An 18,008-nucleotide genomic window follows, 5' to 3' on the forward strand; every position below is an offset into this window, starting at 1 on the left:
GCGAGCCGAACGCATAGGATGCAGGCTCGAAATGTGGGTGGTACCACGGGAGATTCACTCTCGTCCCTTATGGCGCAAGCTATTAGGAACGGGAGTTTTTTGCGTTTTCCGAAATTTAACCCGTTTATTATGAGGGCAGGAGGGGTTATTCAATGGCATTTCAGAAAATGCCGGGCACACAGGATATTTTGCCTGGCGCGGTAGAGAGATGGCAGTATGTGGAGCAGAAGGCTCGGGATATTTGTCAGCGTTATAATTTCCGGGAAATTCGTACGCCGATATTTGAATCCACTGAGCTGTTTCAACGGGGCGTCGGTGAAACGACCGACATCGTTGAGAAAGAAATGTATACCTTCACAGACCGCGGCAATCGCAGTCTGACGCTTCGTCCGGAAGGAACCGCAGGCGTTGTAAGGTCTTACGTAGAGAACAAGCTGTACGGCGAGCCAGACGTGTCTAAATTGTATTATATTGGTCCGATGTTCCGTTATGAGCGGCCACAGGCAGGCCGTTATCGCCAGCTGCATCAATTTGGCGTTGAGGCTATCGGTTCGGTTGATCCTGCTATAGATGCAGAAGTCATTGCACTTGGCTATACCTTTTATACAGAGGTGGGTCTAAAAGGTGTACGCGTAGAAATTAATTCCGTCGGCACACCGGCTGTACGTGCGGTGTTCCGCGAGCGTCTGCTTGCTTTCTTAGAGCCTAAGCGTGAGCTGCTCTGCAAGGATTGCCAATCACGGATGGATCGCAATCCGCTGCGCGTGCTTGATTGCAAGGTCGATCAAGAGCATTTTACGGATGCGCCATCAATTTTGGACAGCCTGGACGAGGAATGCCAAATTCACTTTGATAAAGTAAAAATGTATTTGAGCGACATGGGCATTCCTTATGAGATCAATCATCGCCTCGTTCGCGGACTCGACTACTATACCCATACGGCCTTCGAATACAAGGCAGAGGGTATCGGTACGATCGATACTGTCGGCGGCGGCGGTCGCTATAACGGCCTAGTATCAGAAATCGGCGGTCCTGACCAGCCGGGAGTCGGTCTTGGCTTAGGTCTTGAAAGAACGATTTTGCTGCTTCAGCATCAAGAAACAGAATTGCCGGTTTTTAATCAAATCGATGTGTATGTGGTTGCGCTTGGTGAAGCTGCAGAGCGTGAGGTAACTAAGCTCGTTTACCAGCTAAGACAGCAAGGCATACGTGCAGAGCGCGATTATCTTGGTCGTAAAATGAAGGCGCAAATGAAGTCGGCAGACCGTCTTCAAGCCCGTTTTACCGCTATACTAGGCGACGATGAGCTTGAGCGCGGCGAGATTTCCTTGAAAGACATGACAAAAGGCGAACAGCGTGTTGTTGCACTGGATAAGCTCGCTGAAGAAATTAGTCGTTCGTTTGCTACACAAAAATAAATCTAACTAAACGAGGAGAATGAACACAATGTTGTTAAAAACACATCACTGCGGCCGCTTAACGAAAGCGGACGTTGGTCAATCAGTTATTCTAAACGGCTGGGTACAACGTCGCCGCGACCTTGGCGGTGTCCTATTTATCGATCTTCGCGACCGTTCTGGTATTGTACAAACGGTATTCAACCCAGATTTCTCTGGTGACGCACTAGCGATCGCTGACCGTGCTCGTAATGAGTTCGTCCTTGCCATTCAAGGAACAGTAGTGGAGCGCGATGCTGAAACTTACAACGCTAACCTTGCTACCGGTGAAATTGAAGTTCGTGTTACAAAAATTGAAGTGTTGAACGCTGCCAAAACGCCTCCATTCCCAATTGAGGATGGCGTAGAAGTAGACGAGTCGCTTCGCTTGAAATATCGTTACCTTGACCTGCGTCGTCCAGAAATGCAAAAAACGTTGTTGCTTCGTTCGAAAGCTGCAAAGGTTTTCCGCGATTTCCTAGACGGAGAAGGCTTTATCGACGTAGAAACACCAATTTTAACGAAGAGTACGCCTGAAGGCGCGCGTGATTACTTGGTGCCAAGCCGTGTGCATGAAGGTGAGTTTTTTGCATTGCCGCAATCGCCGCAAATCTTTAAGCAGCTTCTAATGGTTGGCGGTATTGAACGCTACTACCAAATCGCTCGCTGCTTCCGCGATGAGGATCTTCGTGCAGACCGTCAACCGGAATTCACGCAAGTCGACATCGAGACTTCTTTCCTTTCACAAGATCAATTGCTTGCTATGATGGAAGAGCTGACAGCTAAACTTTTGAAAGAAACAGTTGGCGTAGAGCTTGAGCTTCCGTTCCAACGCATCACTTATGCAGATGCAATGAACAAATACGGCTCCGACAAACCGGACCTTCGTTTTAACCTAGAAATTAAAGATATTACCGATATCGTTTCAACTAGCGATGTAAAAGTATTCGCAAGCGTTGCAGCAGGCGGCGGCGTTGTTAAAGCGTTGAACGCTAAGGGCTGTGCAAGCTGGAGCCGCAAAGAGCTTGATGACTTGCAGCCGTTCGCTGCTCGTTATGGCGGTAAAGGGCTAGCTTGGATCACCGTGAAGGATGGCGAATGGCGCGGGCCGATCGTTAAGTTCCTTAAACCGGAAGAGATTGCTTCGCTAACTGAGCGTCTGCAAGTTGAAGATGGCGATTTGCTAACTTTCTCTGCAGATAAGAAAAAAGTGGTTTGTGATGTACTTGGCAACCTGCGCTCTAAGCTTGGTAAAGACCTCGGCCTGATTGACGAATCGAAATTCAAGTTTGCTTGGGTTGTTGACTTCCCATTGCTTGGCTGGGATGAGGATGCGAAGCGTTATGTTGCTGAACACCACCCGTTCACACGTCCAAATGAAGACGACCTTCATTTCTTCGATACTGATCCAGGCCAAATTCGCGCACAAGCATACGATCTAGTTCTGAACGGTTATGAAGTTGGCGGCGGCTCTATGCGTATTTACAAGCGTGAGGTACAAGAACAAATGTTCAAAGCGCTTGGCTTTAATGCGGAAGAAGCACAAGAGAAATTCGGCTTCTTGCTGGATGCATTTGAATATGGAACGCCTCCACACGGCGGTATTGCTTTTGGTTTCGACCGTCTGGTGATGCTGCTTACAGGCCGCACGAATTTGCGTGAGACGATTGCATTCCCAAAAACGGCAAGCGCAACAGATCTTCTCTGCGATGCGCCGTCCGAGGTCGAGCTTTCGCAGCTTGAGCAATTGCATATCCGTACAGTTCTTAAACCGAAGCAGCCAGTTGCAGCGGCAGCAGCAACTGCAGCAACAGAAACTAGCGAAAAATAAGCAATCAATACGAAGGAGGCGGCGGCCGGATGCTTCACCAATTTTCACGAACAGAGCTGGCTATTGGGCCAGAGGGGCTAGCGCTAATGAAGGGGAGCACGGTTGCCGTGCTCGGCATCGGAGGCGTTGGCGGCATTGCAGCTGAGGCGCTTGCACGCACCGGAGTTGGACGTATTATACTCGTTGACAAGGACGTTGTAGATATTACGAACGTTAATCGTCAGATTCATGCGCTCACAACGACAGTGGGGCAAGTAAAATCAGAGCTTATGCGCGATCGGATTAAGCTGATTAATCCTGAATGTGATGTCATTGCCCTGCGTATGTTTTATACGGAAGAAACGTTTGAACAGTTTTTCGAGTACCCGCTTGATTATGTTGTTGATGCGTCCGATACGATTTCGTATAAGATTCATTTGATCAAGCAATGTCTCGAGAGAAAAATTCCGATAATTTCTAGTATGGGCGCAGCGAACAAGATGGACCCGACGAAATTTCAGGTTGTCGATATTTCGCAGACGCATACCGATCCCCTAGCAAGGGTCATCCGTACGAAACTTCGTAAGGAAGGCATCAAACGCGGCGTTAAGGTTGTATTCTCAACGGAGCTGCCAATGAAGCCTCGTGAGGATGTTACAAAAAAAATCGTTCCCGAGAATGCGCCTGACATTCGCAAAGCGAAGCAGCCTCCGGCCAGCAATGCATTTGTTCCGCCGGTAGCGGGTCTGATCATGGTTAGTGTTGTCGTGAAGGATTTGCTTGCTGCTGGCGGCATTGAGGTATGAACGAAGCACTTGTCAAAAAGCTGCGCTTGATGCCGGATATGAAGGCGCTTGTCCTAAGGCCGCCTTCCGAGCATTACTTGGAGGAGCTTGGATTACAAGCAGCTTCAGCAGCTATTGCTGCAGATTTGCAATACGACTTTGTGCTTCTATTTGTTAACAGCTTAGCTGAGCTTGCGGAGCATGCACCAGCAGCTATCAAGGCAGTTAAGCCTGATGGTTTGTTATGGATCACATATCCCAAGGGCTCGTCTAAGGTGAAGACGGACATCAACCGAGACACGGGCTGGAAGCTGATGCTGACATTTCATGTTGAAGGCGTCGCTATGATATCGATGGATGACACTTGGTCATCTATGCGTTATCGTCCAGAAGGTGCTGCGCAAAAGAGTAAAGCTAGGCGAACATCCTCAGCAGCCGTTTCCAGCACATCATCTACTGGGTCGGCTGAAGAGCTTCCTTTTCCAGATAATCTAGCAGCTGCTTTACAGGCATCTAGTACAGCAGCAGCCTTTTTCGAAGGCAGCCTGACCGCTGCAAAGCGACGTGATTTCGTAAAGTGGATTACGGATGCGAAGCGGGAAGAAACACGCATGAAACGAGTAGCAGCAACTATCGATAAGCTGGAGCGAGGTTTAAAATCTCCATTCGATAATTAACCAATAAATAAATAGCCGTTTCTAGAGAAAGCGATTTTGCTTTTTCTGAGAATCGGCTATTTTTTTATATACCAGCCATCCCATATTCCACGATATAAACGTTGATGAGATCAGAACTCCGTGTAAATCTGGCGAACAAATGTGCTTGTATGCTATGATCGGAGTAACAGATGGCAGAAGGTTGGGGAGCAGAATGGATTTATTTTCATATCAAGAGGAAGAAGCGCCTCGCGCCAGGCTGCTTGCAGATCGCATGCGGCCGCAGACATTAGACGAATATATCGGGCAAGAGCATATAGTAGGAACGGGTAAGCTGCTGCGGCGGGCTATTGAAGGCGATCAGGTGTCGTCAATTTTGTTGTATGGTCCGCCGGGCTGCGGTAAAACGACGCTTGCACATATTATATCCTTGCGGACAGCAGGCGAGTTCGTGAAGCTGAATGCGGTAGATGCGTCGGTAAAGGATGTACGTGAGGTTATCGAGCTGGCTCGCACCAACAAAGCGATGTACGGCAAGAAGACGACCCTTTTTCTTGATGAGGTGCATCGCTTTAATACAGCTAGGCAGGATGCGCTGCTTCCTGCTGTCGAGCAGGGCATTATTATATTTATAGGGGCGACAACAGAAAATCCATTTCATCATGTGAATGGCGCTCTATTGTCACGTTCAACTTTGTTTCAGCTCGAAGCGCTTGGCGAGGAGCACGCCTATGAGGCGATGATAAGAGCACTAGCCGATCGTGAGCGGGGTTTAGGCTTTATGGACTTGCAAGTAGATGAGGACGCGCTGCGGCATATCGCTGCAATGGCTGGCGGAGACATCCGCAGGGCGCTTAATGCGCTTGAGCTGGCTGCGGTGACAACGCCGTCTGAGATGGATGGTTCTGTCCGGTTGACGCTTGAGGTGGCTCAAGAGTCCATAAGGAAGCCGTCCATTCGCGCAGATCTATCTACACAATATGATGTGCTGTCGGCGTTTCACAAAAGTGTAAGAGGTTCAAGCGACGCAGCGTTATTTTGGTTTTTATATGCTGTGGAGAAGCTGGGCATGGACCCGATGACGTTTATCCGCAGGCTGATTGTCGCATGCAGCGAAGATATTGGACTTGCTAATCCGCAAGCGATGATTCAAGCGGTTACAGCGATGGATGCCTATCATAAGATAGGCTGGCCTGAAGCGAAATATAACATCTCACAAGCGATTCTGTTCGCGGTAGAGAGTCCCAAGTCGAATGCTACTGCCATTGCAATCGGCAATGCAGAGGCGGCAATCGAGCGAGCAGGCGGTGCAGAGGTACCGCTGCATTTGCGCGATACCCACTACAAAGGGGCGCAGCAGCTTGGCCACGAGGGGTATCAATATCCGCATGATTTTCCGAACCATTATGTAAAGCAGCAATATTTGCCGAATACGCTTGGGGGAATGACCTTTTATAAGGCTACCGAGCAAGGGATGGAAGATAAAATAAGGCAAAATCAGCAAAAACGCCATGGTAAATGATAATTTACTTAATAAAAAAACTCCTGCTAATTTGATGGAGGAAAGCTCATTCCTAAGCTTACCTCCATATTAGCAGGAGTTTTTCTTCTATTAAGCAATCGCAAACATCAGGCCGAAATAGCCGAATACCACTGTCAAAATACCCATTACAAAAGCTGGCATAAGCTTATTTACGCGATACATCCAAAGCAGACCGACCGCCATTAGTGCAGCTGCCGCAAGCATGAGGAGGCACTCCATGTTCAGCGTGAATTTCAAGCTGATGTCAGGGCTGAAGTTTCCTTTGTAAATTGAAGTGAATAATGGAGAAGGTGATTCCGATTGCAGTGTCTCCTTCACCTTATGCGGTGGTGCTTGCTGACCAAGCACACCTGTTGCTGCAAGCACGAGCAAAGCAATGAAGCTTTCTGCTTTTAGCCAGCGCCTTGGATTGAAATTCGGATTAGTTTTTGCTATTTTTTTGTATCCGAAGCCATTTGAGAAAGCAAACAGCAGTAGAGGCAAAATCAGTAGATGTTTAATCAGCAGCATCTGACCGTAGGGAAGCATCCATGAGTTTACATATTCTGGAGTTGTGAATGACATAAGCGTAATGCCGGCAAGAAGCGTTACAACAACAGAAACTATGGCTACTGGCGAAAACCAACGCAGAAATGCGTTCCAATTGGCATCATCTTTGGAAAACCAACTGATCACAAACAAAATGCCGATCCATACGCTGACTGCGAGAAAATGAGCAGAATGTGTAATTAAACCTTTAAATCCATACAAGGATGAAGCATGTCCTGCATAACCCAGCCACACAATTAGCAAAAAGGTAACAAACAAAGCTACCTTAGGCATATGCTTATCGCCCCGGAATGCTTTAAGACCTAGCAGAAAAGCGAGTCCAGCTGATCCGATGGTTGTCCAAACCCACGCTTTGCCTGTATTAACATCAAGCAGGATGCTCTTTAGAATAGCGCCGTAGCTCATGTCAAAATCTTTGGCAAATACGATAGCAAGCTTATGAATAGGAACGTAGGATAAGAACGGTATTGCTACTGCGCATGCGAGCAGCAGGCCATGCGGTACATGAACGGAAGGCCTTCTGTCCTCCGGTACAAGCCGCAATAGAAAGGTGCCCGTTAAAATGGCGAAGCAAATGTATAGAAGGCCTTCGCTGATATAGATCATTATTTGCGCCTCCGCATGAATAAGAGAACTGCTGCTACGATAATGACACCGATAACGACATAAGGAGTATAGTTTGTCCCAGCATCATTAGTTGTAGCTTCACTGCTTCCTCCGTCAGTATTGGTGCTAGCATCAGGTGAAGGAGTAGGAGCCGTTGTCTCTGCTGGTGCTTCAGTAGCTGTAGCTGTTGGTTCTTCGCTTGGTTGTTCAGTAACAACAGGCGCTTCTACAGTAAACGAATAATCGCCTTCCACCGAATGACCATCCGCTCCGATAATGACCCACTTTACTGTATAAATGCCATTAGGCATAGCAGCAGGAACTGATCCGGTCATCGTCATGCCGTCAACCTCGACCTTTTCTTTTTCCATTTCCTCGCCGGCAGCATTTAATATTTTAAAATTACTAAGCTTTTCGATCTTTGTGTTAAATGTCATCTCTATACGCTCTGGTGAGGCAGCGACCGTCGCATCTCGCGCAGGCACCGCGCTTTCTAGTTTGGAATGGGCCATCGCTACGCCCGGAACGAGCCATAGAGCGGCAAGAAAAATAAGCAATATTCGTTTCATTTTTAAACCTCCTACATATTTTTGTAACGAGCCTACTTGGTAAGCTCATTGCATTATAACAGATTCCAATTCGCTGTTGCGCCAAATAAAATGATCAATTCATTGCGGCTTAGTGAACATTTGTTGAAGATCGTTTGATGCTTCCTATAAAAAACGCTTAGAAAGACTGGAAATCTGCGTATAAGTGCTAGCCTATGGCGAATAGACATAATTACAGTCTTGAGAGCGGTATGGCTCGCAAGCTTTACCGTTTGACGCGGCGGTTTGTCATCTAGGAGAAATCTCACACTACACAAAGATTGCCGTATCTTTGTTCCAAAAGGAGGTGCACCTGTCATCGCATCCCGTTTCATTTCTTGCGGAGGACAGGAATCCAGTGATTGACCCATTACCGACCAGCTTGTCTCTGCTGCTTATTTTTGTTTTTATCATGATGAACAGTTTTTTTGTTGCTGCCGAGTTTGCAATGGTGAAGGTAAGAGGAAGCCGCTTAGATACAATAATCGCAGATGGTGATTCGAGAGCGAAGCTTGCTTCTCATATGACAGGCAATTTAGATGCTTATTTATCTGCGTGCCAGCTTGGTATTACGCTTGCTTCGCTTGGCCTCGGATGGGTTGGCGGTCCAGCTATTGCAAATGTGATCAAGCCTGCTATGGCTTTCATCGGCATTCGCAGTGAATGGTTTGTTCATACCTTTTCATTTTTGCTTGCCTTTATTCTCATTACGATGCTGCAAATAGTACTTGGAGAGCTGGCGCCAAAAACGATTGCAATCCGCAAAGCTGAATCCATTACGCGATTGACAGCGTTGCCGCTCGTTTGTTTTTATAAGCTTATGTTTCCCTTTATTTGGTTATTTAACGGGGTAGCCAATTTGCTTCTTAGAAAAATTGGAATTGAGCCTGTGACCGAGAAGGATTCGGCACACACGGAGGATGAAATTCGGATTTTGATGAAGGAGAGCCACAAAAACGGTTTAATAGATAATATGGAGCTAACGCTTGTTGATAACATTTTTGAGTTTGCCGAGACGAATGCGCGTGAAATTATGATTCCTCGAACAGAAATGATATGCCTGAATACAAGCTGCACTTTAGCCGACAATAAAAAAATTGCACTGGAGCAAATGCTGACGCGTTATCCGGTTTGTGAGAATGACAAGGACAATATCATTGGGTTCGTGCATATCAAGGATTTACTGAAGGACACGATGCACAATCTGCAGGATATAAGGCAAATTACGAGACCAATTACGACAGTACCCGAATCGATGCAAATTAGTACACTGCTGAAGCTGATGCAAAAACGAAAGTCGCAAATTGCTATTTTGATTGACGAGTACGGCGGCACTTCCGGCTTAGTAACGCTGGAGGATATTATGGAGGAAATCGTCGGCGAAATTCAAGATGAATTTGACGAGGAACGAGAGCCTCTTGAGAAAAAAGACGACAACACCTACTCCATTAGCGGTCTCATGCTGATAGAGGAAGTTAACAGCTTCTTCAATCTCGATATCGAAACGGATGATTATGATACAATCGGGGGCTGGATGTATTCCAAAATAAACATACCTCCTGTCAACAATCAGCGTGTCGATCACGCTGGAGAATATGAATTCATTATCGAAGAGACGGATCATCTTCGGATCTCCAGGCTTCTGATTCGAAAGATTGGCGAGAGAAAAAAAGGACAGAACGGCCAATATTTTGGCTGAACATAAACGTTTTGATCAAAAAAAAGCTGCCTAATGCATCAATAGCGGATGCTTCAGGCAGCTTTTCGTGTTGTTAGGCTTGCTTTGCAAAATCAGCAGCAGGATCGACTTTCTTAACTTTATCGATCGTGCCTCCGCCAAGGCAAACGTTGCCGTCGTAGAGCACGACAGCTTGTCCAGGTGTAATGGCTTTCTGAGGCTTGTCAAACACGATATGCGCGTTTCCATCTTCGCCAATCGTTACGCTGACGCCTTGATCGGGCTGGCGATAACGGAATTTGGCGGTGCAGCGAATGGTATCTCCGCTTTTTACTGGTAGAATCCAGTTCATGCCAGTTGCCGTCAAGCTCTCTGAGTATAGGCTGGCATGCTGCTCTCCCTGTACAACATAAAGAATGTTTTTCTCCAAATCCTTGTCCGCTACGAACCAAGGTTCGCCGGAACCTGATCCGCCAATGCCAAGTCCTTGGCGCTGGCCGAGCGTGTAATACATCAGCCCGTCGTGACGACCTTTTTTCTCGCCGTTTCTAATATCAATCATATCGCCGGCTTGAGCGGGAAGATAGCCGCTAAGGAAGGTTTTGAAATTGCGCTCCCCAATGAAGCAAACGCCTGTGCTGTCTTTTTTCTTAGCGGTATAAAGGCCAGCTTCTTCAGCAATACGGCGTACCTCGGGCTTCGGCAGATGCCCAATTGGGAACATCGCTTTAGCCAGCTGCTTCTGATTAAGGGCGCTAAGGAAGTACGTCTGATCTTTATTTGAATCGACTCCGCGAATGAGCTTCGTTGTGCCATCCTCGGTACGTTCTACTTGGGCATAATGGCCTGTTGCCAAATAATCCGCTCCAAGCTCCAAGGCGCGCTGCAGGAAGTCGCCAAATTTAATCTCGCGGTTGCACATAACGTCTGGGTTAGGCGTACGTCCGCGCTTGTACTCATCTAGAAAGTAAGTGAATACCTTGTCAAAATATTGCCGTTCAAAATTCACGGTATAGTAGGGAATGCCAATTTGTTCACATACGCGGCGTACATCTTCAGAATCTTCTTCCGCCGTGCAATGACCGAATTCATCGGTATCATCCCAGTTTTTCATAAAAATGCCGACAACGTCATACCCTTGCTGCTTTAGCAGCAGTGCAGTGACGGAGGAATCGACGCCGCCTGACATCCCGACGACAACTCTTGTCGAAGCTTTTGATTTTTCCATCGTAAACACCACCTTGYTTGAATCAAACATTTATTATTGTAACATAGGCTGCAAACTTTTTCATGAAGATGTCAACCTTTTTGCACACTCCGCCCGCTCGATATGTTAACATATAAGTGAAATGGGAATACAGAGAATWAACAACCAAAGCGGAAGACACAATCATAAATCAATACTAAAAACAATAAAAGAGGTGCCACTTTGAAAATATCGACGAAAGGCCGTTACGGCTTAACTATTATGATGGAGCTTGCGGCTAAATTTGGTGAAGGCCCGACTTCGCTCAAGAGCATCGCTGAACGAAATCAGCTTTCCGAGCACTATTTGGAGCAATTAGTAGCACCCCTTAGAAATGCTGGTCTTGTGAAAAGTATTCGCGGAGCTTATGGCGGCTATATTTTATCGAAGGATCCGGAAACGATTACGTCTGGGGATATTATTCGAATTCTTGAAGGCCCGATTTCGCCTGTAGACTTTACAGAAGAAGACGATCCGGCTAAACGTCAGCTTTGGCTGCGCATTAGAGACAGTATTGCAGAAGTATTAGATTCGACTACGCTTGCAGATCTAATTAATTTCGAAGATGCTGGCAAACCTGATAGCTATATGTTCTATATTTAAGGAAGCCGACCTATGACAAATCATTATTTTGATCATGCCGCCACTACACCTATGCATCCGAAAGTCATCCAAGCGATGCTTGAGGTAATGCAAGGCTCCGGCGGCAATTCGTCTAGTATGCATGCTTTTGGAAGAGCGGCCAAGCATCAGTTAAATCGATCACGAGATCTCATTTCAGCAGCAATAGGCTGCAAGCCGGGACAATTATTATTTACCTCAGGTGGAACGGAAAGCGATAATGCCGCTCTAATTGGGGCTGCTAGAGCACAGCGTAAACGAGGCAAATCACATATTATAACTTCAGCGGGCGAACATCACGCTGTTCTTCATACATGCGAATGGCTGGTTAAGGAAGAAGGTTTCTCCCTAACCGTACTGCCTATTGATAGCTTTGGACGAACATCACCAGAGCTTGTTCAAGAAGCCATGACCCCAGAAACAGGCCTTATTAGCATCATGCATGGAAATAACGAGGTTGGAACGATTCAGCCGATTGAAGAAATAGGGCGTATAGCTAGAGCTGGCGGTGCTGTTTTTCATGTGGATGCAGTTCAAGCTTTGGGTTCATTCGAGTATAGGCTCAATGAGCTGCCAGTCGATTTGATGAGCTTCTCCGCCCATAAGATCAACGGTCCTCAAGGTGTTGGCGCACTTTATGTGGCTAACGGTACGCCGATTGACGCTCTTCAGCATGGTGGATCTCAAGAGAGAAAGCGGCGTGCAGGGACAGAAAATATTGCGGGGATCGTCGGGTTTGCTGCCGCAGTTGACATTTGTGTGAACGAGCGAGAAAATAAGCAACTTTTTATGGACGAGCTTCGTAAGAGATGGATAGAACTGCTACACAACCATGTTGAAGTGCCTATCGTTATAAATGGCTCGGAGCAGCACTATTTGCCGCATATCGTAAATATCAGCTTTATTGGTGTTGATACGGAAACGATGCTTATGAATTTGGATATGGAAGGTATCGCAGCAGCAAGCGGTTCTGCTTGTACCTCCGGCGCGCTTGAACGGTCACATGTACTTCGAGCAATGCAATTGCCAGAGGAACAAATTAATTCTGCTGTAAGATTTAGCTTTGGTTTGGGGAATACTTTGGAGGAATTAGAAGATGCCGCACAAAAAGTTGGAACAATCGTGAGGCGTATTCGTAATAACTACTAGGAGGACTCCAGCTAAGCGTGATCAAACTTCAACGGCTTATTGGACTACCCGTAATCGTTATCCATTCCGGCAAACTTGTTGGAACTGTCAAGGACGCCTGGTTCGATGAGCATTGGCAGCTGAAAGGGCTAATACTCGATTGTCCCAAGTGGTTTGCTTCCTCCGTAAAAATAGTGGAGTGGACTCACGTGATATCTTGCGGGGAGGACACCGTTATTATAGCAAGTGAAGCAGCGATCGTTCGGATGAAGTCGAAGCAATTGCTACGTTCTTATGACACAGGATTAGTAAAATTAAAGGATCTGCCCGTCGTAACTGTACAAGGTATTCAACTTGGCAGAGTGTCGGATGTTTATTTTTACCCAAAAGAGGGTACACAAATAATAGGCTACGAGCTTACGGACGGTTTTGTTTCGGATCTGATGGAAGGGCGCAGATGGCTGAAGGCGCCGAGTGATCCGGATAGCGTATTACTCGGGGAAGACGCGATTATTGTTCCTGCTGTCAGTGAAGCGGAATTGGAGCCTGTCGCAGCTTCCAATTTCAGAGAATAGGGAGAAATGAAAGATGATGAGATGTCCGAATTGTAATTCGAAAGATATCGGAAAGATCGGTTCCCACCAGTTTTATTGCTGGGGCTGCTTCATTGAACTGACGGTTAACGGCGACAAAATGTCGGTTTACCAAGTGGAAGAGGATGGCACGTTAAGCTCACTCGACGACTTGTTCTTTGAGGAAGAAATTACACAAGTTCACGTCAACTGACGTGCGTTGCTATAAACTTGAATATCAAAAGACGGTCTTCGGCCGTCTTTTTTTTGCTGTTATAGGATGATTTAGGGCGCTTGTACATATACTGAACTAGTTCGGCTTGTCTTGCTAAGAGCGAAGCGGATAAAGAAAGTTCGGGGGTGAGGACGGTGGAGCGCTTTACGAAGAACCGTCTATTTGTCTGGCTGGTTTACATCATTTTGGGTCTGCTTGCGATTTATCTTATGCTGCTTATAAAGCCGCTTATTGTGAACGTATATGTGTTTGTAAAAGCCGTTTTTGCTCCATTTATAATCGCGATGATAATTTCTTATGTGCTGAATCCGATCGTTACGATGCTGCATGACCGGAAGGTTCCTAGGACGATTGCCGTGCTGCTCATATATGCAGTGTTTTGTGCAGTCATTACGGTGATTCTCGTTAACTTGATTCCAATGTTCATCGAGCAAGTACAGGAAATCAATCGTCATGTGCCTGAGCTTTCCATGCGGGCTCAAAATATCGTCACGGACATTAACAACACTTCTTTTTTACCGGAGAGTATTCGAAGCGGGCTTAATAAGTCACTTTTGCATATGGAAAAAAAGCTGTCGGAGAGTTTGTTCAACTTTGTTAACAATATTGGGTCCATGTTGAATGCAGTGTTTATCGCGTTTATTATTCCGTTTCTCGCCTTCTATATATTAAAGGATTTTGATGTGTTTGAAAGAACGGTCATTACGTATGTACCCAAATCACATCGCAAAAACACGGTCAGGCTGCTTAAAGATATCGATACGGCACTCGGCAGCTATATTCGCGGACAGTTTTTGGTTTGTATTATCGTTGGCGTGCTTGCTTATTTCGGGTACCTGTTGATCGGCATGCCTTATGCGCTGCTCCTTGCCGGCATCGTTGCGATAACGAATGTCATTCCGTATCTCGGTCCTTTTTTTGGAGCCGCACCTGCAATACTAATGGCATCTACGGTTTCCATTAAGATGGTCATCCTTGTCGCGATTATCAACACCCTGTGCCAAATACTTGAGGGCAACGTAATCTCTCCACAAGTAGTTGGCCGTACGCTCCATATGCATCCCTTGTCGATCATTTTTGCATTGCTGGTCGGAGGGGAGATTGCAGGCATTGTTGGCATGATTTTGGCTGTTCCTATTTTTGCAGCCTGCAAAGTGATCATTCAGCATATGTTCGCCTACTACGTGCGAAGAAAGATTATTTGACAGGCGGATAGGCTGTGGCTATAATTTTAAAATAATCAAGTGTCAATTATAAGGGAATAAATCGTTGATGAAATGAAGTAAGCCAATGCCCGTTAGCCAGAGAGAAAGCTTCTTCGCATTTGCTTTTCGATAAGCAGTCGCGTCGGTTGAGAGAGCTTTTATAACGAAGAGTGGCCGAAAGCTATTTTCGGAGTGTGAATGAACTTCACCGGTTGGACCCGTTAATGTCTAATGAAGGCGATTGCTCTAGCTGTTTGCAGCGAGGCAATAACCAGGGTGGTACCGCGATTCTATTCGTCCCTGTCAATGACAGGGGCTTTTTTTGTGTTTTATCATTTGAAGGGGGCTCAACCTAATGAAAGCTAGTGAAATTCGTGCAAAATGGCTTGCATTTTTTGAAAGCAAAGGCCACAAAATTGAACCAAGTGCATCGCTTGTACCGCATAATGACCCGTCCTTGCTATGGATTAATGCAGGTATGGCGCCGCTAAAGGCTTATTTTGACGGACGCATCGTTCCAGAAAACCCGCGTATTACGAATTCACAGAAGTGCATTCGTACGAATGATATCGAAAACGTAGGCAAAACCCGCCGCCATCATACGTTTTTCGAGATGCTGGGCAATTTCTCGATCGGTGATTACTTTAAGGAAGAAGCTATTACTTGGGCATGGGAGTTTCTGACTGAGCCAAAATGGATTGGTTTTGATCCTAATCGCTTGTCGGTTACGGTATATCCAGAAGATGTAGAAGCATTCGAGTTCTGGAATACGAAAATTGGCCTTCCTGCTGAACGGATTTATAAGCTGGAAGAAAATTTTTGGGATATTGGCGAGGGCCCTTGCGGGCCTTGTACTGAAATTTTCTATGACCGCGGTGACAAATATGGCGATCTTTCGGACCCAGAATGCTGGCCAGGCGGTGAGAACGAGCGTTTCCTAGAAGTTTGGAACGTTGTATTCTCACAATTCAATCATAATAAAGACGGCAGCTACACGCCGCTTCCAATCAAAAACATCGATACAGGCGCAGGACTTGAGCGTTTTGCTTCTATATTGCAGGATGTGGATTCGAACTTTGATACGGATTTATTCCGTCCAATTATCGACCGCACTTGTGAGATTGCGAAAGTAAGCTATAAAGTGAATGAAGAGCATGATGTTGCGCTTAAAGTTATTGCCGATCATATTCGTACAGTAGCGTTCGCAGTAGGTGATGGCGTAATGCCTTCTAACGAAGGCCGTGGCTACATCATTCGCCGTTTGCTTCGCAGAGCTGTTCGTTACGGAAAAACAATCGGAATCGACCGTCCGTTTTTGCATGAGCTGACTTCAATTGTTGGCGAGGTTATGGGCGTTTATTATCCAGAGGTTGTTGAAAAGCGTGAATTTATCGAGCGGGTTATCCGTACGGAAGAAGAGCGTTTCCATGAGACATTGTCCGATGGTCTAGCTATGCTGTCTGATCTGGTAGCTGCTGGTACGAAAGCTGGCCAAAAAGAGATTAATGGCGATGATGCATTCCGCTTGTATGATACTTACGGCTTTCCTTTCGATTTGACGGAGGACTTTGCTTCAGAAAATGGAATGACGGTCGATCGTGCTGGATTCGACGCAGCGATGGAAGCACAGCGCGACCGTGCCCGCGCAGCTCGCCAAGATACTGGAAGCATGAAGGTTCAAGGTGGACCGCTCGGCGATTTCACGGTTAAAAGTGAGTTTGTTGGCTATAATGAACTGGTAACTGAGTCCAAAATCATTGCCATCGTTCATGAGGATCTATTGGTTGAATCGGCTCCAGAAGGCAGCAAAGTCGTTGTGATATTGGATCGCACACCTTTCTATGCAGAAAGCGGCGGACAAATCGGAGATACAGGAACGATTACGGGCAAAGGCTTTACGCTGCAGGTTGAAGAAGTAACCAAAGCACCGCACGGTCAAAGCGTCCATCATGCTGTTGTTACCTCAGGTACTGCTCGTACAGGTGAAGCAGTAGAGGCGAGCGTTGCTAGAGCTGTACGCGATGACATTATCAAAAACCATACGGCAACGCATTTGCTTCATAAAGCGCTCAAAGAAGTGCTTGGCGATCATGTCAATCAAGCGGGCTCTTCGGTAGAGGCTGAACGCCTGCGCTTCGACTTCTCGCACTTTGGCAGTATAACTGCTGAAGAGCTAGTAACGATTGAACGCCGCGTCAATGAGCAAATTTGGCTCGGAACTCCGGTTTCCATCGAAACGAAATCATTGAATGAAGCTAAAGCGATGGGCGCGATGGCGTTGTTCGGCGAGAAATACGGCGATGAGGTTCGTGTGGTTCAAGTTGGCAGCTATAGCTTGGAGCTATGCGGAGGCTGTCATGTAAGCAATACATCGCAAATCGGATTGTTCAAGCTGTTAAGCGAGAGCGGTATTGGGTCGGGTGTTCGAAGAATTGAAGCCGTTACGGGTAAACATGCGTATAACTATTTAGATGGTCAGCTTGACCTGCTTAAGCAATCGGCTGCACTTCTGAAATCAAATGCAAATGATGTGCCAAAACGGATTGAAGCATTGTTTGGTCAAGTGAAGGAATTCTCTCGCGAGAATGAATCCCTTCAAGCGAAGCTGAGCCGGATCGAAGCAGGATCACTTGAGCAAAACGCGAAAATAGTGAATGGCATCACTGTCCTTTGCGCAAAAGTGAATGCTCCTTCAATGGACGCGCTTCGCGGCATTGTTGATGAATTGAAGCTGAAGCTGGAGTCAAGCGTTATCGTGCTTGGTGCGATTTCGGATGACAAGGTGAACCTTGCAGCTGCCGTTTCAGCAGATTTAATTAAAAAAGGTTTCCATGCAGGCAAAATTGTAAAAGAAGCTGCAATTCATTGCGGCGGCAGCGGCGGCGGACGCCCAGATATGGCGCAAGCAGGCGGAAAAGACACAACGAAGTTGGATGAAGCGTTGAAACTTACAGAAGAACTAGTTCTTAATCAAACAAATGTGATATGATATGAGTGTATATCTCATTGAAATGCGGTTTGGAAAGCGAGGTGCTGGCGATGAGTTCCATGGACAAAACAATGAAATTTAACGTGAAGGCGGAGGGGGTTGAATCTTCTCAAGACATTCTGCTATCCGTGCATGAAGCGCTTCTAGAGAAAGAGTATAATCCGATTAACCAGATCGTTGGGTATTTGCTGTCCGGAGATCCCGCGTATATTCCGCGGCATAACAACGCCAGGAGTTTAATTCGCAAGAAGGAACGAGACGAATTAATCGAAGAGCTTGTCCGGTTTTATCTAAACCATAAGAAACAACAAGCGTAAACGGCTAAAGCCCCCTTTAGGAGGCTTAGCTATCGTTTCGCAGAG

General features: G+C 46.5%; 17 protein-coding genes. 13 read left to right on the top strand and 4 right to left on the bottom strand.

The genetic code is table 11. From position 1 onward, the window contains the following. Positions 1-152: 152 nt before the first annotated feature. From hisS to AB4Z17_RS03660, 5 genes are all read left to right on the top strand, one after another. The gene (hisS, locus tag AB4Z17_RS03640; RefSeq protein ID WP_076270825.1) at positions 153-1,418 is read left to right on the top strand and encodes a histidine--tRNA ligase; all 1,266 of its coding nucleotides are present in this window, start codon (positions 153-155) and stop codon (positions 1,416-1,418) included. Positions 1,419-1,446: 28 nt separating this feature from the next. Further along, entirely contained in the window at positions 1,447-3,267 is a 1,821-nt protein-coding gene (gene aspS / locus AB4Z17_RS03645; RefSeq protein ID WP_441958206.1) for an aspartate--tRNA ligase, read from the top strand. A gap of 29 nt (positions 3,268-3,296) precedes the next feature. After that, entirely contained in the window at positions 3,297-4,052 is a 756-nt protein-coding gene (locus tag AB4Z17_RS03650; protein ID WP_430057769.1) for a tRNA threonylcarbamoyladenosine dehydratase, read from the top strand. Continuing rightward, positions 4,049-4,708: a YdeI/OmpD-associated family protein gene (locus tag AB4Z17_RS03655; protein ID WP_441958208.1), complete on the top strand. Its 660-nt coding sequence runs from the start codon at positions 4,049-4,051 to the stop codon at positions 4,706-4,708. The genes AB4Z17_RS03650 and AB4Z17_RS03655 overlap by 4 nt, the downstream gene beginning before the upstream one ends. Before the next feature lie 193 nt (positions 4,709-4,901). Then, entirely contained in the window at positions 4,902-6,209 is a 1,308-nt protein-coding gene (locus AB4Z17_RS03660; protein WP_441912577.1) for a replication-associated recombination protein A, read from the top strand. A gap of 90 nt (positions 6,210-6,299) precedes the next feature. On the opposite strand, the gene AB4Z17_RS03665 is transcribed toward AB4Z17_RS03660, so the two are convergent. The 3 genes from AB4Z17_RS03665 to AB4Z17_RS03675 are packed head-to-tail and all read right to left on the bottom strand — an operon-like array spanning position 6,300 to position 8,343. Next, positions 6,300-7,385, bottom strand: a complete 1,086-nt coding sequence (locus tag AB4Z17_RS03665) for a copper resistance D family protein (RefSeq protein ID WP_441958210.1) — start codon at positions 7,383-7,385, stop codon at positions 6,300-6,302. Continuing rightward, on the bottom strand, positions 7,385-7,954 hold the full coding sequence (locus tag AB4Z17_RS03670; protein ID WP_441958212.1) for a copper resistance protein CopC: 570 nt from the start codon (positions 7,952-7,954) through the stop codon (positions 7,385-7,387). Before AB4Z17_RS03670 ends, AB4Z17_RS03665 begins: the two co-directional genes overlap by 1 nt. 53 nt (positions 7,955-8,007) lie before the next feature. Next, a complete protein-coding gene (locus tag AB4Z17_RS03675) occupies positions 8,008-8,343 on the bottom strand; it encodes a hypothetical protein (RefSeq protein WP_441912574.1) in 336 nt (111 codons plus the stop codon). Between AB4Z17_RS03675 and AB4Z17_RS03680 the strand changes: the two genes are divergently transcribed. Continuing rightward, entirely contained in the window at positions 8,331-9,671 is a 1,341-nt protein-coding gene (locus tag AB4Z17_RS03680; protein ID WP_441958214.1) for a hemolysin family protein, read from the top strand. The two genes, AB4Z17_RS03675 and AB4Z17_RS03680, sit on opposite strands and share 13 nt — an antisense overlap. Before the next feature lie 73 nt (positions 9,672-9,744). On the opposite strand, the gene mnmA is transcribed toward AB4Z17_RS03680, so the two are convergent. Beyond that, positions 9,745-10,878, bottom strand: a complete 1,134-nt coding sequence (mnmA, locus tag AB4Z17_RS03685; RefSeq protein WP_441958216.1) for a tRNA 2-thiouridine(34) synthase MnmA — start codon at positions 10,876-10,878, stop codon at positions 9,745-9,747. 201 nt (positions 10,879-11,079) lie between these two features. Between mnmA and cymR the strand changes: the two genes are divergently transcribed. The 7 genes from cymR (at position 11,080) to AB4Z17_RS03720 (ending at position 17,963) form a co-directional block, all read left to right on the top strand. After that, positions 11,080-11,499 carry a cysteine metabolism transcriptional regulator CymR gene (gene cymR, locus AB4Z17_RS03690; RefSeq protein WP_054027272.1) on the top strand — a complete coding sequence of 140 codons (420 nt, stop codon included), beginning with the start codon at positions 11,080-11,082 and terminating at the stop codon, positions 11,497-11,499. A 12-nt stretch (positions 11,500-11,511) separates the two neighbouring features. After that, positions 11,512-12,666, top strand: coding sequence for a cysteine desulfurase family protein (locus AB4Z17_RS03695; protein ID WP_339207912.1), 1,155 nt, complete (start codon positions 11,512-11,514; stop codon positions 12,664-12,666). A 17-nt stretch (positions 12,667-12,683) separates the two neighbouring features. After that, positions 12,684-13,220, top strand: a complete 537-nt coding sequence (locus tag AB4Z17_RS03700; RefSeq protein ID WP_441912570.1) for a PRC-barrel domain-containing protein — start codon at positions 12,684-12,686, stop codon at positions 13,218-13,220. A 13-nt stretch (positions 13,221-13,233) separates the two neighbouring features. Next, entirely contained in the window at positions 13,234-13,431 is a 198-nt protein-coding gene (locus tag AB4Z17_RS03705) for a hypothetical protein (RefSeq protein WP_054027275.1), read from the top strand. Between the two features lie 155 nt (positions 13,432-13,586). Beyond that, positions 13,587-14,657, top strand: coding sequence for an AI-2E family transporter (locus AB4Z17_RS03710; RefSeq protein ID WP_076270816.1), 1,071 nt, complete (start codon positions 13,587-13,589; stop codon positions 14,655-14,657). A gap of 355 nt (positions 14,658-15,012) precedes the next feature. Beyond that, entirely contained in the window at positions 15,013-17,646 is a 2,634-nt protein-coding gene (gene alaS / locus AB4Z17_RS03715) for an alanine--tRNA ligase (RefSeq protein ID WP_441958218.1), read from the top strand. A 50-nt stretch (positions 17,647-17,696) separates the two neighbouring features. Beyond that, positions 17,697-17,963 (top strand): IreB family regulatory phosphoprotein, encoded by a 267-nt coding sequence (locus AB4Z17_RS03720; RefSeq protein WP_076270873.1) that lies wholly within the window; start codon positions 17,697-17,699, stop codon positions 17,961-17,963. Positions 17,964-18,008 lie beyond the last annotated feature (45 nt).

The organism is Paenibacillus sp. TAF43_2, from assembly GCF_052113545.1.
Taxonomy (GTDB): Bacteria; Bacillota; Bacilli; order Paenibacillales; family Paenibacillaceae; genus Pristimantibacillus.

Coding starts and splice junctions, on each gene's coding strand:
- AB4Z17_RS03655 (WP_441958208.1), top strand. CDS start 4,049: ATGAACGAAGCACTTGTCAAAAAGCTGCGCTTGATGCCGGATATGAAG.
- mnmA (WP_441958216.1), bottom strand. CDS start 10,878: ATGGAAAAATCAAAAGCTTCGACAAGAGTTGTCGTCGGGATGTCAGGC.
- AB4Z17_RS03670 (WP_441958212.1), bottom strand. CDS start 7,954: ATGAAACGAATATTGCTTATTTTTCTTGCCGCTCTATGGCTCGTTCCG.
- AB4Z17_RS03695 (WP_339207912.1), top strand. CDS start 11,512: ATGACAAATCATTATTTTGATCATGCCGCCACTACACCTATGCATCCG.
- hisS (WP_076270825.1), top strand. CDS start 153: ATGGCATTTCAGAAAATGCCGGGCACACAGGATATTTTGCCTGGCGCG.
- aspS (WP_441958206.1), top strand. CDS start 1,447: ATGTTGTTAAAAACACATCACTGCGGCCGCTTAACGAAAGCGGACGTT.
- AB4Z17_RS03660 (WP_441912577.1), top strand. CDS start 4,902: ATGGATTTATTTTCATATCAAGAGGAAGAAGCGCCTCGCGCCAGGCTG.
- AB4Z17_RS03720 (WP_076270873.1), top strand. CDS start 17,697: ATGAGTTCCATGGACAAAACAATGAAATTTAACGTGAAGGCGGAGGGG.
- AB4Z17_RS03705 (WP_054027275.1), top strand. CDS start 13,234: ATGATGAGATGTCCGAATTGTAATTCGAAAGATATCGGAAAGATCGGT.
- AB4Z17_RS03665 (WP_441958210.1), bottom strand. CDS start 7,385: ATGATCTATATCAGCGAAGGCCTTCTATACATTTGCTTCGCCATTTTA.
- AB4Z17_RS03675 (WP_441912574.1), bottom strand. CDS start 8,343: ATGGGTCAATCACTGGATTCCTGTCCTCCGCAAGAAATGAAACGGGAT.
- AB4Z17_RS03650 (WP_430057769.1), top strand. CDS start 3,297: ATGCTTCACCAATTTTCACGAACAGAGCTGGCTATTGGGCCAGAGGGG.
- alaS (WP_441958218.1), top strand. CDS start 15,013: ATGAAAGCTAGTGAAATTCGTGCAAAATGGCTTGCATTTTTTGAAAGC.